This is a genomic window from Pseudomonas sp. S3_C06 (assembly GCF_054667675.1).
Genome location: NZ_CP162747.1, coordinates 3,682,659 through 3,699,282 on the forward strand (window position 1 = coordinate 3,682,659; position 16,624 = coordinate 3,699,282).

Genomic DNA, 16,624 nt, shown 5'->3' on the forward strand with positions numbered 1-16,624 from the left:
GCGTCACAACGGACGCGGAGCGTCCGGGGCGGCGTTCCCACGCAGAGCGTGGGAACGATCAGTGGTTGTCAGATCCGCCAGAACGGCTTCAACCCCTCCTCCTGCGCCTGCTCACGGGTCAGCCCGATATCCTTGAGCTGGTCCGCCGTCAGCGCCAGCAACGCCTTGCGCGTGTGCAGACGATGCCAGAACAGGTCCCAGCGACTCAGGCCGGACGGTGTGTTACGCATGATCTCATTGCGTGCACGATCCTTCTGCCCTGCCGCCAGTTCCTGACTGTGTAACGTCAGCCGCACATCGCTCAAGCCGTTCATTTTCAATGCTCCTGTTTACTTGGATAGCCAGAGATTCCATGATGCGCGGGCGAGCAAAACCGTTACAGATTCAAAGCGACTGTATTAACTCCATACAGATTTGCCGCTTTGCCGACTGAATTGTCGTTTTTTGCCACATCTGTACTGGTATATCGAATCACCGCACCGAGGCAGAACCATGACCCTTTACGTAAACCTCGCCGAATTGCTCGGCACGCGCATCGAAAACGGTTTCTATCGACCCGGCGATCGGTTGCCGTCGGTGCGCGCCTTGAGCGTCGAACACGGGGTCAGCCTGAGCACGGTGCAACAGGCCTATCGCATGCTCGAGGACAGTGGCCTGGCCACACCAAAACCCAAGTCCGGCTACTTTGTACCGGTCGGTCGCGAGCTGCCGGAGCTGCCCGCCGTCGGTCGTCCGGCGCAACGGCCCGTGGAGATTTCGCAATGGGATCAAGTGCTGGAATTGATTCGCGCGGTACCGCGCAAAGATGTCGTGCAACTGGGTCGCGGCATGCCCGACATCAGCTCGCCAACCATGAAACCGTTGCTCCGCGGTCTGGCGCGGATCAGCCGCCGCCAGGACATGCCCGGTCTGTATTACGACAACATTCACGGCACTCTCGAACTGCGCGAACAGATCGCTCGGCTGATGCTCGATTCCGGTTGCCAGTTGAGCGCCAGCGACCTGGTCGTCACCACCGGGTGCCACGAAGCGCTGTCCACCAGCATCCACGCGATCTGCGAGCCGGGCGACATCGTCGCGGTCGATTCGCCGAGCTTCCACGGCGCCATGCAAACGCTCAAAGGCCTGGGCATGAAAGCCCTGGAAATTCCCACCGACCCGCTTACCGGCATCAGCCTCGAAGCGCTGGAACTCGCACTCGAACAATGGCCGATCAAGGTCATTCAGCTCACCCCGAATTGCAACAACCCGCTCGGCTACATCATGCCGGAGTCACGCAAACGCGCCCTGCTCAACCTCGCGCAACGCTTTGATGTGGCGATCATCGAGGACGATGTGTATGGCGAACTGGCCTACACCTACCCGCGTCCGCGCACGATCAAATCCTTCGACGAAGACGGCCGTGTGCTGCTGTGCAGTTCGTTTTCCAAGACCCTGGCGCCAGGGCTGCGTATTGGTTGGGTTGCGCCGGGCCGCTACCTCGAGCGCGTGCTGCACATGAAATACATCAGCACCGGATCGACCGCACCGCAGCCGCAGATTGCCATCGCCGAATTCCTCAAGGCCGGTTATTTCGAACCGCACTTGCGGCGCATGCGCACGCAATACCAGCGCAGCCGCGACCTGATGATCGACTGGGTGACGCGGTACTTTCCCGCGGGTACTCGCGCCAGCCGGCCGCAAGGCAGCTTCATGTTGTGGGTCGAATTGCCGGAAGGTTTCGACACCTTGAAACTCAATCGTGAGTTACACGACCAAGGCGTACAGATTGCCGTCGGCAGCATCTTTTCCGCCTCGGGCAAGTACCGCAATTGCCTGCGGATGAACTACGCTGCCAAACCGACAGCGCAGATCGAAGAGGCGGTGCGCAAAGTCGGCGAGACAGCTGTCAGATTGCTGGCCGAAGCCGACTGACCTTTTTCCAGAGAACCGCGTCCATATGCCGACCCTAGCCGCCATTCGGAATGACCCTACGTGAGCTTCAGACAGCCCCTGTTCGCTTTGCTGTTACTCGCCTCGTTCCTGAGTGGCTGTGCGACCCTTGATGTTCCGCGCGAGCCGAGTCAGGCGTTGCCGGCATCCGATTCCAGCTTCGGCCGTTCGATCCAGGCGCAAGCGGCGCCCTATCAAGGCCGCTCGGGGTTTCGCCTGCTGTCCAACAGCAGCGAGGCGTTCACCGCCCGCGCCGAACTGATCCGCAACGCCCAGACCAGCCTCGATCTGCAGTACTACATCGTCCACGACGGCATCAGCACGCGAATGCTGGTGGAGGAACTGCTCAAGGCTGCCGACCGTGGCGTGCGCGTGCGCATCCTGCTCGATGACACCACCAGCGATGGCCTCGACCAGATCATCGCCACACTCGCGGCGCATCCGCAGATTCAGATTCGTCTGTTCAATCCACTCCACCTTGGCCGCAGTACCGGCGTCACGCGGGCAGCAGGCCGCTTGTTCAATCTATCGCTGCAACATCGGCGTATGCACAACAAACTGTGGCTGGCGGACAACAGCGCGGCCATCGTCGGCGGACGCAATCTGGGTGACGAGTATTTCGACGCCGAGCCGAATCTGAATTTCACTGATATCGACATGCTCAGTGTCGGGCCTGTCGCCGAGCAGCTCGGCCACAGTTTCGACCAGTACTGGAACAGCGCCCTGAGCAAACCGATCGACGAATTCCTCTCCAGCCAGCCGACCGCCAAAGACCTGAAAAACACCCGCACGCGCCTGGAAGAGTCGCTGGAAGAAACCCGCAAACAGAATCACGCGCTGTATCAGCAATTGATGACCTTCAAGACTGCGCCGCGCATGGACATCTGGCGCAAAGAGCTGATCTGGGCGTGGAATCAGGCATTGTGGGACGCGCCGAGCAAGGTCTTGGCCAAGGGTGAGCCGGATCCGCAATTGCTGCTGACCACGCAACTGGCACCCGAGCTCAGAGGCGTGAGCAAAGAGCTGATCATGATTTCGGCGTACTTCGTGCCGGGCCAGCCAGGTCTGGTTTACCTGACCGGTCGCGCCGATGCCGGCGTCTCGGTGAGCCTGCTGACCAACGCGCTGGAGGCCACCGATGTACCGGCGGTGCATGGCGGCTATGCACCGTATCGCAAGGCGTTGCTGGAGCATGGCGTGAAGTTGTATGAACTGCGGCGCCAGCCTGGGGATAACTATGGCAGCGGCCCGCATGTGTTTTACAGCAAGTCGTTTCGTGGTTCGGACTCAAGCCTGCACAGCAAAGCAATGATCTTTGATCGGCAGAAATCGTTTATCGGCTCATTCAACTTCGACCCGCGCTCGGTGCTGTGGAATACCGAGGTCGGGGTGTTGGTCGACAGCCCGGAACTGGCCTGGCATGTGCGCGAACTGGCCTTGCAGGGCATGGCGCCAGCGTTGAGCTATGAGGCGAAGCTTGAGAACGGGCAGATCGTCTGGGTGACTGAGGACAACGGCCAGATGCATACCCTGACCAAAGAGCCGGGGAGTTGGTGGCGGCGGTTCAACGCGTGGTTCAGCACCACTGTCGGCCTTGAGCGAATGCTTTAAAGAGCAAAAGATCGCAGCCTTCGGCAGCTCCTGCAGTTGAAATGCATTCCTCCTGCAGGAGCTGCCGAAGGCTGCGATCTTTTGACTTCAAGCCGTCTGAGCTGTGCCAAACGCCCCTTGGCGCAAGAGCAGAATCACCAACCCGAACGCCCCGATCGCCATCAGCAACGGCAACGCATGCCCGCTGATCCACTGGCTGCCCGCCCCGGCCGCGAGCGGCCCGACCAGACAACCCACGCCCCAAAGCTGCGCAATGTGCGCGTTCGCCCGCACCAGCGCATCGTCGCGATAACGCTCGCCAATCAGAATCAGCGACAGGGTGAACAAACCACCGGCACTCGCCCCGAACAACACCCACAACGGCCAGATCAGCAGCGTGTCGAGCAACATTGGAATCGCCAGACTCGACAGCATCAACACCACCGCACAACCCGCGAACAACGTACGTCGCGACAGGTAATCGGCCAACGCGCCAATCGGCAATTGCAGCAACGCATCCCCCACCACCACGGTGCTGACCATCGCCAGCGCGATCTCGGCCGTGAAACCCTGCTGCAGGCAATACACCGGCAGCAACGTCAGGATCATCGCTTCGAACGCGGCAAACAACGACACCGCCCAGGCAATTGCTGGCAGCTCGCGCGCAAATCCCCAGAGGTCGCGGAACGTCACGCTGCTCGCTTCACTGCTTGGCGCACCGCTGCGACCGAGTAACAGCAACGGCGAAACCACCAGCAAACCGACACCGACCCAGAAACCGTAATCATGTTCAGTGCCCAACGCGCCCAGCAACAACGGCCCCGACAGTTGGCTCAACGCATAGCTGCTGCCATACAGCGCCACCAACCGGCCACGCCAGTGCTCGACCACCAGCTGATTGATCCAGCTCTCGCCGAGGATGAACACGATAGTCAGGATCACGCCGATCATCAGGCGCAGCACCAGCCAGATCGGATAGCTCGGCAACAGCGCCAGCAAACCGATCGACAATGCCCCAGCCCACAGGCACAGGCGCATCAGGTTCGCCGTGCCAAAGCGCGCCGCCAAATGGCTGGAAATCTTCGCGCCCAACAACACGCCAATCGCCGGCATCGCTGCCATTACACCGATGGCGAAGGAACCGTAACCCCAGCCTTCTAGGCGCAACGACACCAACGGCATGCTGACCCCCAGGGCCAGACCGACACTCAAGACAGACGCCAACACGGCGAAATACGTCGCCCACCGCATGTTCCACGCTCCTGTGGATAATTATTTTTAGAGACCACATCAAACAAATGTGGGAGCGAGCCTGCTCGCGAAAGCGGTTTCACATTCAGCACATGGGCTGACTGATACACCGCTTTCGCGAGCAGGCTCGCTCCCACAGGGATCTGCCTCGTCTGGAGGATCTGCTCTTGCGAACAGACCCTCCTAACGGCTTACAGCTTGATCCACGTCGCCTTCAGCTCGGTGTACTTGTCGAACGCGTGCAGCGACTTGTCGCGGCCGTTGCCCGACTGTTTGAAGCCGCCGAACGGCGCAGTCATGTCGCCGCCGTCGTACTGATTGACCCACACGCTGCCGGCACGCAGCGCCTTGGCGGTCAGATGAGCCTTGGAGATGTCCTGGGTCCAGACTGCAGCGGCCAAACCGTAAGGCGTGTCGTTGGCGATCTGGATGGCTTCTTCAGCGGTATCGAAAGCGATGACCGACAGCACCGGGCCGAAGATCTCTTCCTGAGCGATCTTCATCGCGTTGCTCACACCGTCGAAAATAGTCGGCTCAACGTAAGTGCCGCCGGTTTCCTGAAGGATGCGCTTACCGCCAGCCACCAGTTTGGCGCCATCGCTGTGGCCGGACTCGATGTACGACAGCACGGTGTTCATCTGTTGGGTGTCGACCAGCGCACCGACGTTGGTTGCCGGATCCAGCGGATTGCCCGGTTTCCAGGTTTTCAGCGCCTCGATCACCATCGGCAAGAACTTGTCTTTGATGGAACGCTCGACCAGCAGACGCGAACCGGCGGTGCAGACTTCGCCCTGGTTGAAGGCGATGGCGCTGGCAGCGGATTCGGCAGCGGCTTGCAGATCCGGGGCATCGGCAAAGACGATGTTCGGACTCTTGCCGCCGGCTTCCAGCCAGACACGCTTCATGTTCGATTCGCCGGAGTAGATCATCAGTTGCTTGGCGATCTTGGTCGAACCGGTGAACACCAGTGTGTCGACGTCGTTGTGCAGGGCCAGCGCCTTGCCAACGGTATGACCATAACCCGGCAGCACGTTGAGCACGCCTTTCGGAATACCCGCTTCAACCGCCAGTGCGGCGATGCGGATGGCGGTCAGCGGGGATTTTTCCGACGGCTTGAGGATCACCGAGTTACCGGTCGACAGCGCCGGGCCGAGTTTCCAGCAGGCCATCATCAACGGGAAGTTCCACGGCACGATGGCACCGACAACGCCCACCGGCTCGCGGGTCACCAGACCCAGTTGATCGTGCGGCGTGGCCGCGACTTCGTCGTAAATCTTGTCGATCGCTTCACCGCTCCAGCTCAGCGCTTGCGCCGCGCCCGGAACGTCGATGTACAGCGAATCGCTGATCGGCTTGCCCATGTCGAGGGTTTCAAGCAGGGCCAGTTCTTCGGCGTGCTGCTTGAGCAGGCCGGCAAAACGGATCATGGTGGCTTTGCGTTTGGTCGGCGCCAGGCGCGACCAGACGCCGGAATTGAACGTGGCGCGGGCGTTCTCAACAGCGCGTTGGGCGTCGGCGGCGTCACAGCTGGCAATCTTGCCGAGCAGACGGCCATCGACCGGGCTGATGCACTCGAAGGTCTCGCCGGAGACGGCGTCGGTGTATTCGCCATTGAGGTAGGCGCGGCCTTCGATTTTCAGGTCGCGGGCGCGTTGTTCCCAGTCGGCACGAGTCAGGGTGGTCATTTCGAGTGTCCTCCGCTTGTTGAATACGAGCGCCGCGCGATCTTCGCCAGCGTCCTCAGGAATTCTGCCCGGCCAGCCGGTTTTTTCGGCCAGAGGCACCCGCCACCCTAAACCAGCGGCCGGGGTTGTTTCAATATATTTGACATAAGGTGGCCATACGGCCTTGCGGTGTTGATTTTAATCAACATAGACTTTGGGCCTTTCCAGCCAATCGCGCCGTATTCACGGGGGATAACAACAATGAACATCCAGAACGTCGTCGACATCAGCCTCACCAGCAGCGAAGCCGAACGCTATCGTCCGGACCCGGCGAAAGTGCTCAAGGGTGATCCTGAGCAAGCGGTGTTCCATCAGTACGAAAGCCCTTGCGGGCAGATGGGCGTCGGCGTGTGGGAAGGTGCGGTCGGGCAGTGGACGGTGAATTACACCGAGCATGAGTACTGCGAAATCCTGCAGGGGGTTTCGGTGCTGCGTGACAGCGATGGCAATGCCAAGACCTTGCGTGTGGGCGACCGGTTTGTGATTCCGGCGGGGTTTCGTGGCACCTGGGAAGTGCTGGAGGCTTGCCGCAAGATTTATGTGATTTTCGAACAGAAGGCTTGAGGATTTTCGCTGGCTGATCCGGACCTATCGCGAGCAGGCTCACTCCTACAGGTGACCGCATTCAAATGTAGGAGTGAGCCTGCTCGCGAAGGGGCCAGAACAGGAAACACAAAATCCGAGGCAACAAAAAAGGCCCGTATCGTGAGATACGGGCCTTTTTCGTAAGTCGGGAAAAATCAATTACTTGATTTTGCCTTCCTTGTAGATCACGTGCTTGCGAACAACCGGATCATATTTCTTGATCTCGATTTTGTCCGGGGTAGTACGCTTGTTCTTGTCGGTAGTGTAGAAGTGACCAGTACCGGCGCTCGAGATCAAACGAATCAATTCACGCATGATTAGCTCCCTTAAATCTTGCCATCGCGGCGAAGTTCGGCGAGCACGACAGTGATGCCACGCTTGTCGATGATACGCATGCCTTTGGCAGATACGCGCAGACGCACAAAACGTTTCTCTTCTTCAACCCAGAAGCGGTGATGCTGCAGGTTCGGCAGGAAACGACGACGGGTTTTGTTGTTTGCGTGGGAAATGTTATTCCCAGTCACCGGACCCTTACCGGTAACTTGACATACTCTCGACATGCCTCAGCCCTCTAAAACCACATGCCCAACCCGGCATGGGTTGGCCGCTTAATCTCTCAGTCATTTGGCGCCAGGCGCCGCGTTTCTTTAGAGGTCTTACCGGCTACACCTACAGTGAAGGAACCGGGCCCCTAGAAAAGAGCGCTGCTTTATACCAGAAAGACTTCGGAGCAACAACATTCGGTGTGCAAACAATCCACAAAAAGGCGCTTTTTCAGCCTGCGAACGCCTTGGATAAAGGCTGGCATCGATTTTTACCACTCGTCGCAGAAAACCACCCTTGCGGGTGTTTCAGACTTTTGGCCGCGCCCTGCAGCCTGAAAAACGGCCATCACTGTGCCCCGAAAATGCAAAAAGGGGATAGTCATTTGTAATCCAGACCTCTAGGGTAGGCCTTTTCCAGACTGCACTTGCAGATGGGCCTTCGATCTGTAAAAGGAAACCGACCATGCGCCTCGCTGCCCTACCCCTGTTGCTTGCCCCGCTCCTGCTGAGCCCCCTGGCCCAGGCCGCCGCGCTGAGCGTCTGCACCGAGGCCAGCCCGGAAGGGTTCGACGTGGTGCAATACAACTCGCTGACCACCACCAACGCCTCGGCGGACGTACTGATGAACCGTCTGGTGGACTTCGATACCGCCAGCGGCAAAGTCGTGCCGAGCCTGGCCGACAGCTGGGAAGTCAGCACCGATGGCCTGACTTACGTGTTCAAGCTGCACCCGCAGGTGAAGTTTCACACGACCGAATACTTCAAGCCGAGCCGCGAGCTGACCGCCGAAGACGTCAAGTTCAGCTTCGACCGCATGCTCGACCCGGCCAACCCGTGGCACAAGGTTGCTCAAAGCGGCTTCCCGCACGCACAGTCGATGCAACTGCCTGCGCTGATCAAGAAAATCGACGCACTCGATCCGCTGACCGTACGCTTCACTCTTGATCATCCGGATTCAACATTCCTGGCGACCCTGAGCATGGGCTTCGCCTCGATCTACTCCGCCGAATACGCCGACAAACTGATGAAAGCCGGCGCGACCGACAAGCTCAACAACCAGCCGATCGGCACTGGCCCGTTCGTGTTCAACCGTTTCCAGAAAGACGCAGCGATTCGTTACAAGGCCAACCCGGATTACTTCGGCGGTAAGCCTTCGGTGGACCCGTTGATTTTCGCCATTACCCCGGACGCTAACGTGCGCCTGCAAAAACTGCGGCGCAATGAATGCCAGATCGCCCTGTCACCGAAGCCACTCGACGTACAAGCCGCGCTGAAAGAACCGACGCTGAAAGTCGAAAAGACTGACGCGTTCATGACCGCTTTCGTCGGCATTAACAGCCAGCATCCGCCGCTGGACAAGCCGGAAGTGCGTCAGGCAATCAACCTCGCCTTCGACAAGGCCAACTACATCAAGGCTGTGTTTGAAGACACCGCCGAAGCCGCCAACGGCCCTTACCCGCCGAACACCTGGAGTTACGCGAAGAACCTGCCGGGTTACCCGCACGATGTCGCCAAAGCCAAGGCATTGCTGGCCAAGGCCGGGTTGAAGGACGGTTTCCAGACCACCATCTGGACGCGTCCTTCCGGCAGCCTGCTGAATCCGAACCCAAGCCTGGGCGCACAGATGTTGCAGTCAGATCTGGCGGAAATCGGCATTCAGGCGGAAATCCGCGTGATCGAGTGGGGAGAGTTGATTCGTCGCGCCAAGGCCGGCGAGCATGATCTGCTGTTCATGGGCTGGGCCGGCGATAACGGCGACCCGGACAACTTCCTCACGCCGCAGTTTTCCTGCGCGGCGGTCAAGTCGGGCACCAACTTCGCACGCTACTGCAATGCCGATCTGGACAAGCTGATCAGCGCCGGTAAGACCACCAGCGAGCAAGGCGTGCGCACCAAGCTGTATGAGCAGGCGCAGACGCAGATTCAGCAGCAGGCGCTGTGGTTGCCGCTGGCGCACCCGACGGCCTACGCACTGACGCGTAAAGACGTTCAGGGTTACTCGGTAAGCCCGTTTGGCCGTCAGGACTACTCCAAGGTCAACCTGAAATAACCTGCCCTGCACATAACCTGTAGGAGTGAGCCTGCTCGCGATGGCGTCATTTCAGTCAACCCATTCGGTGACTGGAAAATTGCTATCGCGAGCAGGCTCACTCCCACAGTGGTTTAGCGTTTGTTCCTAGGCGTTACATCCAGCCACACTCCGCCATCGACAGCGGCTCACCATCGCCGACGATAAAGTGATCGAGCACCCGCACATCAATCAGCTCCAGCGCCTTTTGCAGGCGCTTGGTCAGCAGCCGATCGGCCTGACTGGGGTCCGTATTCCCCGATGGATGGTTGTGGCACAGGATCAACGCCGCCGCGTTATTGGCCAGACATCGCTTCACAACCTCGCGCGGATGCACGCTGGTGTTGTCGATCGAGCCGCGAAACAGTATCTCGAAATTCAGGACTTGATGTTTGGAGTCAAGGAACAGGCAACCAAACACCTCATGCGGTTCGTGACGCAGCATCGCTTTCAGATAATCGCGAACGACCTGAGGGTTTTCCAGGGCTGGTTTCTGCCGTGACTTCTCAGCCAGATGTCGCCTGTTCATTTCCTGAGCCGCCTGCAGTTGCGCAAACTTCGCCGGCCCGAGTCCCAATTGTTTGCTGAATGCGTGCTGATCGGCCTCAAGCAGCAAACGCAGGCTGCCGAATTGAGTCAACAGATTACGCGCCAGGTCTACAGCGCTTATCCCGGGCAATCCGGTGCGCAGAAAAATCGCCAACAACTCAGCGTCCGAGAGGCTCGCTGCCCCATGCTCCAATAACCTTTCCCGCGGCCGTTCCGCCGCAGGCCAATCGCGAATACTCATACACATTCCCTGTCTGTGGGCGCCGCTGTTCCGTAGCGGTCGCTGTGATATCGTAGCCCATCTTTTTTGTGGTCGATTCAACCCTGGGGAGGGGGCATCGCACCGCAGTCATCAACGAAATGAAAGGCAGACCTATGCAGCGGCTGTATCGGAAACGCATCGTTCTGGGCGTCGGCGGCGGCATCGCGGCCTACAAGAGCGCTGATCTGGTTCGTCGCCTGATCGACCAGGGCGCCGAAGTGCGTGTGGTCATGACCCACGGTGGCGCCGAGTTCATCACCCCGCTGACCATGCAGGCCTTGTCTGGCCACCCTGTGCACCTCGACTTGCTCGACCCGGCCGCAGAAGCTGCGATGGGCCACATCGAGCTGGCCAAGTGGGCCGATCTGGTGCTGATCGCCCCGGCTACCGCGGACCTGATCGCCCGTCTGGCCCAAGGCATCGCCAACGATTTGCTGACCACGCTGGTACTCGCCACCGACGCCGTCGTGGCCGTCGCCCCCGCGATGAATCAGGCGATGTGGCGCGATCCGGCGACCCAGGCCAACCTGCAACTCCTTGAAAGCCGTGGCCTGAAGACCTTCGGCCCGGCCTCGGGCAGCCAGGCCTGCGGCGACGTCGGCATGGGCCGGATGATGGAAGCCACCGATCTGGCGCAATGCGCAGCGGATTGCTTCCAGCGTCAGGCACTGACCGGCAAGCATGTGGTGATCACCGCCGGCCCGACCCAGGAAAACATCGACCCGGTGCGCTACATCACCAACCACAGCTCCGGGAAAATGGGCTTTGCCCTCGCCGAAGCGGCGGTTGAAGCCGGCGCTCGCGTCACCTTGATCAGCGGCCCGGTGCACCTGCCGACACCGGATCGCGTCACCCGTATCGACGTGGTCAGTGCCCGCGACATGCTCGCGGCTTGCGAAGCCGCGATTCCGTGCGACGTGTTCATTTCCTCGGCAGCGGTGGCGGACTACCGTCCGGAAGTCGTTGCCCCGCAAAAACTCAAGAAAGATCCTACGAGCGGTGACGGCTTCGTCCTGCAAATGGTGCGTAACCCGGACATCCTGGCCACCATCGCGACCCGTCCCGACCGTCCGTTCAGTGTCGGCTTTGCCGCCGAGACCGAACACCTGCTCGACTACGCTGCACGCAAGTTGAAAGACAAGAATCTCGATTTGATCGTCGCCAATGACGTCGCCAACCCGAGCATCGGTTTCAACAGCGAAGAAAACGCCTGCAGCGTGATTGACCGTGAGCTGCACGCCACGGTTTTCGCCCAGACCAGCAAGAGCAAGATCGCTCGCCAACTGGTCACTTTTATCGCCGAACGTCTGAACCAGGTTTAATTTACATGCACGCTTTGCAAGCCAAGATCCTTGACCCACGCATCGGCACCGATTTCCCGCTGCCGCAATACGCCACCCCGGGCTCCGCCGGCCTCGACCTGCGCGCCATGCTGGATCAGGACATCGTGATCAAGCCGGGTGAAACCGTGCTGATCCCGACCGGTCTGTCGGTTTATATCGGCGACCCGAACCTCGCCGCGCTGATCCTGCCGCGCTCGGGCATGGGCCATAAGCACGGCATCGTGCTGGGCAACCTCGTGGGTTTGATCGACTCCGATTACCAAGGCCCGCTGATGGTGTCCTGCTGGAACCGTGGCCAGACCGATTTCACCATGACCGTCGGCGAACGTCTGGCGCAACTGGTGCTGGTACCGGTGGTACAGGCGCATTTCGAAATGGTTGAAGAGTTCGTTGAAACCGAACGCGGCACCGGCGGGTTTGGCCATACCGGCACCAAGTAACCGGAGTCATCTTCTGTAGGAGCTGCCGCAGGCTGCGATCTTTTGATTTTTAAGATCAAGATCAATAGATCGCAGCCTGCGGCAGCTCCTACAGGGGGAAATTTCAGGCAGATCAGCTGAAAGGTTTAACACCGAAAATCAAGGTTTTGCCGGCCGAAAGCCACGCCCGCCGAGGCATCATGGCCCTTTCATACCACGAACTCTCTGTGGAAAACGCCGTCATACCCTTCAGTTTGAGCCTGCCGTCGAACGATTCGTCGGTCTGTCCCGCCACTTTCGAGATGGAGCATTTCCGTAGATGAGCACCCCAGCCAAGATCGCCCCGAAGCTGCCTGACAGCATTTTCCGCGCCTATGACATTCGCGGCACCGTGCCGGAATTCCTCAATGCCGAAACCGCTTACTGGATCGGCCGCGCCATCGGTTCGCAGAGCCTGGCTCAAGGTGAGCCGAATGTATCCGTCGGTCGCGACGGTCGCCTGTCCGGCCCGGAGCTGGTTGCCGAGCTGATTCGCGGTATCGCCGAAAGCGGCTGCCACGTCAGCGATGTCGGTCTGGTGCCGACGCCGGCGCTGTACTACGCCGCCAACGTCCTGGCCGGCAAGTCCGGGGTGATGCTCACCGGCAGCCACAACCCGTCGAACTACAACGGTTTCAAGATCGTCATCGCCGGCGACACCCTCGCCAACGAACAGATCCAGGCCCTGCACGAGCGCCTCAAGACCAACAACCTGAGCAGCGGCGCGGGCAGCGTCACCCAGGTCGAGATCCTCGACCGCTACAACACCGAAATCGTCCAGGACATCAAACTGGCCCGCCGCCTGAAGGTCGTGGTCGACTGCGGCAACGGCGCGGCCGGCGTGATCGCCCCGCAATTGATCGAAGCGCTGAACTGCGAAGTCATCCCGCTGTTCTGCGAAGTCGACGGCAACTTCCCGAACCACCACCCGGATCCGGGCAAGCCGGAAAACCTCGTCGATCTGATCGCCAAAGTCAAAGAAACCAACGCCGACATCGGCCTGGCGTTCGACGGCGACGGCGACCGTGTCGGCGTGGTGACCAACACCGGCAGCATCGTCTACCCCGATCGCCTGCTGATGCTGTTCGCTCGCGACGTCGTGGCGCGCAACCCGGACGCGGAAATCATCTTCGACGTCAAATGCACCCGTCGTCTGGTGCCGCTGATCAAGGAATACGGTGGTCGGCCGCTAATGTGGAAGACTGGTCATTCGTTGATCAAAAAGAAAATGAAACAATCCGGCGCGCTGTTGGCCGGTGAAATGAGCGGGCACATCTTCTTCAAGGAGCGCTGGTTCGGTTTCGACGACGGTATCTACAGCGCCGCACGGCTGCTGGAGATCCTCAGCAAGGAAAAATCCACCGCGGAAGAGCTGTTTGCGACCTTTCCGAATGATATTTCTACGCCGGAAATCAATATCCATGTGACCGAAGAGAGCAAATTCAGCATCATTGATGCACTGCACGACGCACAGTGGGGCGCAGGCGCTGACCTGACCACCATCGACGGCGTGCGAGTTGACTACGCCAAAGGCTGGGGCCTGGTGCGCGCATCCAACACCACACCGGTGCTGGTGCTGCGCTTCGAGGCCGATGACGAGGCTGAACTACAGCGCATCAAAGACGTGTTCCACGCCCAATTGAAACGTGTTGCACCTGATCTCCAACTACCGTTCTGATCCACCCGGAGCCCTGAATGACCCTCGAACGCGATGCCGCCGCCAACACTGCCAAGGTCCTGTCCGAAGCGCTGCCTTACATCCGACGTTATGTCGGCAAGACCCTGGTGATCAAATACGGCGGCAACGCGATGGAAAGCGAGGAGCTGAAAACCGGCTTCGCCCGCGACATCGTCTTGATGAAAGCTGTGGGCATCAACCCGGTGGTCGTGCACGGCGGCGGCCCGCAGATCGGTGATCTGCTCAAGCGCCTGTCGATCGAAAGCCACTTCGTCGATGGCATGCGCGTCACCGACGCGGCGACCATGGACGTCGTGGAAATGGTCTTGGGCGGTCAGGTCAACAAAAGCATCGTCAACCTGATCAACCGCCACGGCGGCAGCGCCATCGGCCTGACCGGTAAAGACGCCGGGCTGATTCGTGCGAAGAAGCTCACCGTGACCCGCCAGACCCCGGAGATGACCCAGCCGGAAATCATCGACATCGGTCACGTCGGCGAAGTCGTCGGGATCAACACCGAGCTGCTTAACCTGCTGGTCAAAGGCAACTTCATCCCGGTCATCGCGCCGATTGGTGTGGGTGAGAACGGCGAGTCGTACAACATCAACGCCGATCTGGTGGCCGGTAAAGTCGCCGAGGCGCTGAAAGCCGAGAAGCTGATGCTGCTGACCAACATCGCCGGCCTGATGGACAAGTCGGGCACGGTGTTGACCGGTCTCAGCACGCAGCAGGTCGATGATCTGATCGCCGACGGCACCATCTACGGCGGCATGCTGCCGAAGATCCGTTGCGCGCTGGAAGCGGTTCAGGGCGGCGTGGGCAGCTCGCTGATCATCGACGGTCGCGTGCCGAACGCGATCCTGCTGGAAATCTTCACCGACACCGGTGTGGGCACGCTGATCAGCAATCGCAAGCGTCCTTAAGCTTTAGCGCAAACAAAAAGACCCCGCTCAGCCTGGCTGAGCGGGGTCTTTTTTTCACCGCATTCGCTGTGGGAGCGAGCCTGCTCGCGAAAGCGGTCTCTGCATCACATCAATGTTGAATGTGAAGGCCTCTTCGCGAGCAGGCTCGCTCCCACAGTGCTCTGCGGTTAAACGCCGAACTGGGCGCGATAGGCTTCCACCGCTGGCAAGTGCTGCTTGAGCTGCGGATCGTCAGCCAAGAACTCCAGCACCTGATTCAACGAAACAATGCTGATCACCGGAATGCCAAAATCACGCTCGACTTCCTGGATCGCCGACAACTCACCGTTGCCACGCTCCTGACGGTTCAGCGCGATCAGCACGCCAGCGGCCTTGGCGCCGTCCTGGGAAGCGATGATCTGCATCACTTCGCGGATTGCCGTACCCGCAGTGATTACGTCATCAATGATCAGCACGTCCCCAGTCAGCGGGGCGCCAACGAGGCTGCCGCCTTCACCGTGGGCCTTGGCTTCCTTGCGGTTGAAGCACCACGGCAGGTCACGGTCGTGATGCTCGGCCAGCGCGACGGCAGTGGTCGCCGCCAACGGAATGCCTTTGTAGGCCGGGCCAAACAGAACGTCGAAGGGAATGCCGCTTTCGGCAATGGCTGCAGCGTAGAAACGCCCCAGCTGCGCCAAGGCCGAACCCGAGTTGAACAGGCCGGCGTTGAAGAAGTAAGGACTGGTGCGCCCGGACTTCAGGGTGAACTCACCGAAGCGCAAAACGCCGCGATCGATGGCAAAACGAATGAAATCGCGCTGATACGCTTGCATGAAAAAAACCCCAAATACCACGGATTTAGCTAATTAGCTTGACGCCGTGTATCATACACGCACGCGATTTTTGGGGCCATTTATGCGGATCATCAGTGTGAACGTCAATGGTATTCAGGCTGCAGTCGAGCGTGGTTTGCTCAGTTGGCTGCAAGCACAGAATGCCGACGTCATCTGCCTGCAGGACACCCGTGCCTCCGCCTTTGAACTGGATGACCCAGCCTTCCAACTGGATGGCTACTTCCTTTATGCCTGCGATGCTGAAGTCCCTGCCCAAGGCGGCGTGGCTTTGTATTCGCGGTTGCAACCGAAGGCTGTCATCAGCGGTCTCGGTTTCGAGACGGCCGACCGCTACGGGCGCTACCTGCAAGCAGATTTCGACAAAGTCAGTATTGCCACCTTGCTGCTTCCTTCGGGGATGAACGGCGATGAGGACTTGAACCAGAAGTTCAAGCTCATGGACGACTTCGGCAAGTACCTGGACAAACAGCGGCGTAAACGTCGCGAGTACATTTATTGTGGCTCGCTGTACGTGGCGCAGCAGAAGCTCGACATCAAGAACTGGCGCGACAGCCAGCAATCCCCGGGCTTCCTGGCGCCAGAACGCGCCTGGATGGACGAGATTGTCGGCAACATGGGTTATGTCGATGCCCTGCGCGAAGTCAGCCGTGAAGGCGACCAGTACAGCTGGTGGCCGGATAACGAACAGGCCGAGATGCTCAATCTGGGCTGGCGTTTCGATTACCAGATCCTGACCCCGGGCCTGCGACGCTTCGTGCGCAGCGCACGCCTGCCACGTCAGCCACGGTTCTCGCAGCACGCGCCACTGATCGTCGACTACGACTGGACGCTGACCATCTAAGCGTCGTTTCGCAGTTAAAAAATGCCCGTATCGCAAGATACG

15 protein-coding genes and 1 pseudogene are annotated in these 16,624 nt (G+C 59.6%); 9 read left to right on the top strand and 7 right to left on the bottom strand.

The features are described from left to right. Positions 1-68 precede the first annotated feature (68 nt). Positions 69-314, bottom strand: a complete 246-nt coding sequence (locus AB4N44_RS16455) for a DUF1127 domain-containing protein (protein ID WP_455805923.1) — start codon at positions 312-314, stop codon at positions 69-71. 178 nt (positions 315-492) lie between these two features. On the opposite strand from AB4N44_RS16455, the gene AB4N44_RS16460 reads away from it, so the two are divergent. Continuing rightward, complete coding sequence (locus AB4N44_RS16460; protein ID WP_460108416.1) at positions 493-1,914, top strand: aminotransferase-like domain-containing protein; 1,422 nt, start codon at positions 493-495, stop codon at positions 1,912-1,914. 60 nt (positions 1,915-1,974) lie between these two features. Further along, the gene (locus AB4N44_RS16465; RefSeq protein WP_150749841.1) at positions 1,975-3,543 is read left to right on the top strand and encodes a phospholipase D family protein; all 1,569 of its coding nucleotides are present in this window, start codon (positions 1,975-1,977) and stop codon (positions 3,541-3,543) included. A gap of 87 nt (positions 3,544-3,630) precedes the next feature. Here the strand turns inward: AB4N44_RS16465 and AB4N44_RS16470 are convergent, their stop codons facing one another. Together AB4N44_RS16470 and AB4N44_RS16475 are read right to left on the bottom strand one after the other, a co-directional pair. Further along, positions 3,631-4,773 (bottom strand): MFS transporter, encoded by a 1,143-nt coding sequence (locus AB4N44_RS16470; RefSeq protein ID WP_127930227.1) that lies wholly within the window; start codon positions 4,771-4,773, stop codon positions 3,631-3,633. Between the two features lie 191 nt (positions 4,774-4,964). Then, complete coding sequence (locus AB4N44_RS16475) at positions 4,965-6,458, bottom strand: aldehyde dehydrogenase (protein WP_041071948.1); 1,494 nt, start codon at positions 6,456-6,458, stop codon at positions 4,965-4,967. Positions 6,459-6,698: 240 nt separating this feature from the next. On the opposite strand from AB4N44_RS16475, the gene AB4N44_RS16480 reads away from it, so the two are divergent. Then, positions 6,699-7,061, top strand: coding sequence for a cupin domain-containing protein (locus AB4N44_RS16480; RefSeq protein ID WP_064589815.1), 363 nt, complete (start codon positions 6,699-6,701; stop codon positions 7,059-7,061). A 180-nt stretch (positions 7,062-7,241) separates the two neighbouring features. Here AB4N44_RS16480 and rpmG read toward each other — a convergent pair whose 3' ends face one another. Beyond that, the gene (gene rpmG, locus AB4N44_RS16485; RefSeq protein WP_003177274.1) at positions 7,242-7,397 is read right to left on the bottom strand and encodes a 50S ribosomal protein L33; all 156 of its coding nucleotides are present in this window, start codon (positions 7,395-7,397) and stop codon (positions 7,242-7,244) included. Between the two features lie 11 nt (positions 7,398-7,408). After that, positions 7,409-7,642: a 50S ribosomal protein L28 gene (gene rpmB, locus AB4N44_RS16490; RefSeq protein WP_007920377.1), complete on the bottom strand. Its 234-nt coding sequence runs from the start codon at positions 7,640-7,642 to the stop codon at positions 7,409-7,411. A gap of 448 nt (positions 7,643-8,090) precedes the next feature. Between rpmB and AB4N44_RS16495 the strand changes: the two genes are divergently transcribed. Beyond that, positions 8,091-9,677 (top strand): ABC transporter substrate-binding protein, encoded by a 1,587-nt coding sequence (locus tag AB4N44_RS16495; protein ID WP_460108412.1) that lies wholly within the window; start codon positions 8,091-8,093, stop codon positions 9,675-9,677. A 133-nt stretch (positions 9,678-9,810) separates the two neighbouring features. Here AB4N44_RS16495 and radC read toward each other — a convergent pair whose 3' ends face one another. Continuing rightward, positions 9,811-10,485 (bottom strand): RadC family protein, encoded by a 675-nt coding sequence (gene radC, locus AB4N44_RS16500; RefSeq protein ID WP_102901456.1) that lies wholly within the window; start codon positions 10,483-10,485, stop codon positions 9,811-9,813. 134 nt (positions 10,486-10,619) lie between these two features. On the opposite strand from radC, the gene coaBC reads away from it, so the two are divergent. The 4 genes and pseudogenes from coaBC (at position 10,620) to argB (ending at position 14,908) form a co-directional block, all read left to right on the top strand. Beyond that, on the top strand, positions 10,620-11,828 hold the full coding sequence (gene coaBC / locus AB4N44_RS16505; protein ID WP_455806012.1) for a bifunctional phosphopantothenoylcysteine decarboxylase/phosphopantothenate--cysteine ligase CoaBC: 1,209 nt from the start codon (positions 10,620-10,622) through the stop codon (positions 11,826-11,828). 5 nt (positions 11,829-11,833) lie between these two features. Next, positions 11,834-12,289: a dUTP diphosphatase gene (gene dut, locus AB4N44_RS16510; protein WP_038359240.1), complete on the top strand. Its 456-nt coding sequence runs from the start codon at positions 11,834-11,836 to the stop codon at positions 12,287-12,289. A gap of 319 nt (positions 12,290-12,608) precedes the next feature. Then, positions 12,609-13,985, top strand: a pseudogene (locus AB4N44_RS16515) (phosphomannomutase/phosphoglucomutase); the annotation flags it as partial. Between the two features lie 17 nt (positions 13,986-14,002). After that, positions 14,003-14,908, top strand: a complete 906-nt coding sequence (gene argB / locus AB4N44_RS16520; protein ID WP_007954443.1) for an acetylglutamate kinase — start codon at positions 14,003-14,005, stop codon at positions 14,906-14,908. Between the two features lie 167 nt (positions 14,909-15,075). Here argB and pyrE read toward each other — a convergent pair whose 3' ends face one another. Then, positions 15,076-15,720 carry an orotate phosphoribosyltransferase gene (gene pyrE / locus AB4N44_RS16525; RefSeq protein ID WP_008078597.1) on the bottom strand — a complete coding sequence of 215 codons (645 nt, stop codon included), beginning with the start codon at positions 15,718-15,720 and terminating at the stop codon, positions 15,076-15,078. Between the two features lie 82 nt (positions 15,721-15,802). Here pyrE and AB4N44_RS16530 point away from each other — a divergent pair, with 82 nt between their 5' ends. Next, entirely contained in the window at positions 15,803-16,582 is a 780-nt protein-coding gene (locus AB4N44_RS16530) for an exodeoxyribonuclease III (RefSeq protein WP_007920349.1), read from the top strand. The last annotated feature ends 42 nt before the right edge of the window (positions 16,583-16,624 follow it).

Coding starts and splice junctions, on each gene's coding strand:
- AB4N44_RS16455 (WP_455805923.1), bottom strand. CDS start 314: ATGAACGGCTTGAGCGATGTGCGGCTGACGTTACACAGTCAGGAACTG.
- AB4N44_RS16475 (WP_041071948.1), bottom strand. CDS start 6,458: ATGACCACCCTGACTCGTGCCGACTGGGAACAACGCGCCCGCGACCTG.
- radC (WP_102901456.1), bottom strand. CDS start 10,485: ATGAGTATTCGCGATTGGCCTGCGGCGGAACGGCCGCGGGAAAGGTTA.
- dut (WP_038359240.1), top strand. CDS start 11,834: ATGCACGCTTTGCAAGCCAAGATCCTTGACCCACGCATCGGCACCGAT.
- pyrE (WP_008078597.1), bottom strand. CDS start 15,720: ATGCAAGCGTATCAGCGCGATTTCATTCGTTTTGCCATCGATCGCGGC.
- AB4N44_RS16530 (WP_007920349.1), top strand. CDS start 15,803: ATGCGGATCATCAGTGTGAACGTCAATGGTATTCAGGCTGCAGTCGAG.
- AB4N44_RS16495 (WP_460108412.1), top strand. CDS start 8,091: ATGCGCCTCGCTGCCCTACCCCTGTTGCTTGCCCCGCTCCTGCTGAGC.
- AB4N44_RS16460 (WP_460108416.1), top strand. CDS start 493: ATGACCCTTTACGTAAACCTCGCCGAATTGCTCGGCACGCGCATCGAA.
- AB4N44_RS16480 (WP_064589815.1), top strand. CDS start 6,699: ATGAACATCCAGAACGTCGTCGACATCAGCCTCACCAGCAGCGAAGCC.
- AB4N44_RS16470 (WP_127930227.1), bottom strand. CDS start 4,773: ATGCGGTGGGCGACGTATTTCGCCGTGTTGGCGTCTGTCTTGAGTGTC.
- coaBC (WP_455806012.1), top strand. CDS start 10,620: ATGCAGCGGCTGTATCGGAAACGCATCGTTCTGGGCGTCGGCGGCGGC.
- rpmB (WP_007920377.1), bottom strand. CDS start 7,642: ATGTCGAGAGTATGTCAAGTTACCGGTAAGGGTCCGGTGACTGGGAAT.
- rpmG (WP_003177274.1), bottom strand. CDS start 7,397: ATGCGTGAATTGATTCGTTTGATCTCGAGCGCCGGTACTGGTCACTTC.
- argB (WP_007954443.1), top strand. CDS start 14,003: ATGACCCTCGAACGCGATGCCGCCGCCAACACTGCCAAGGTCCTGTCC.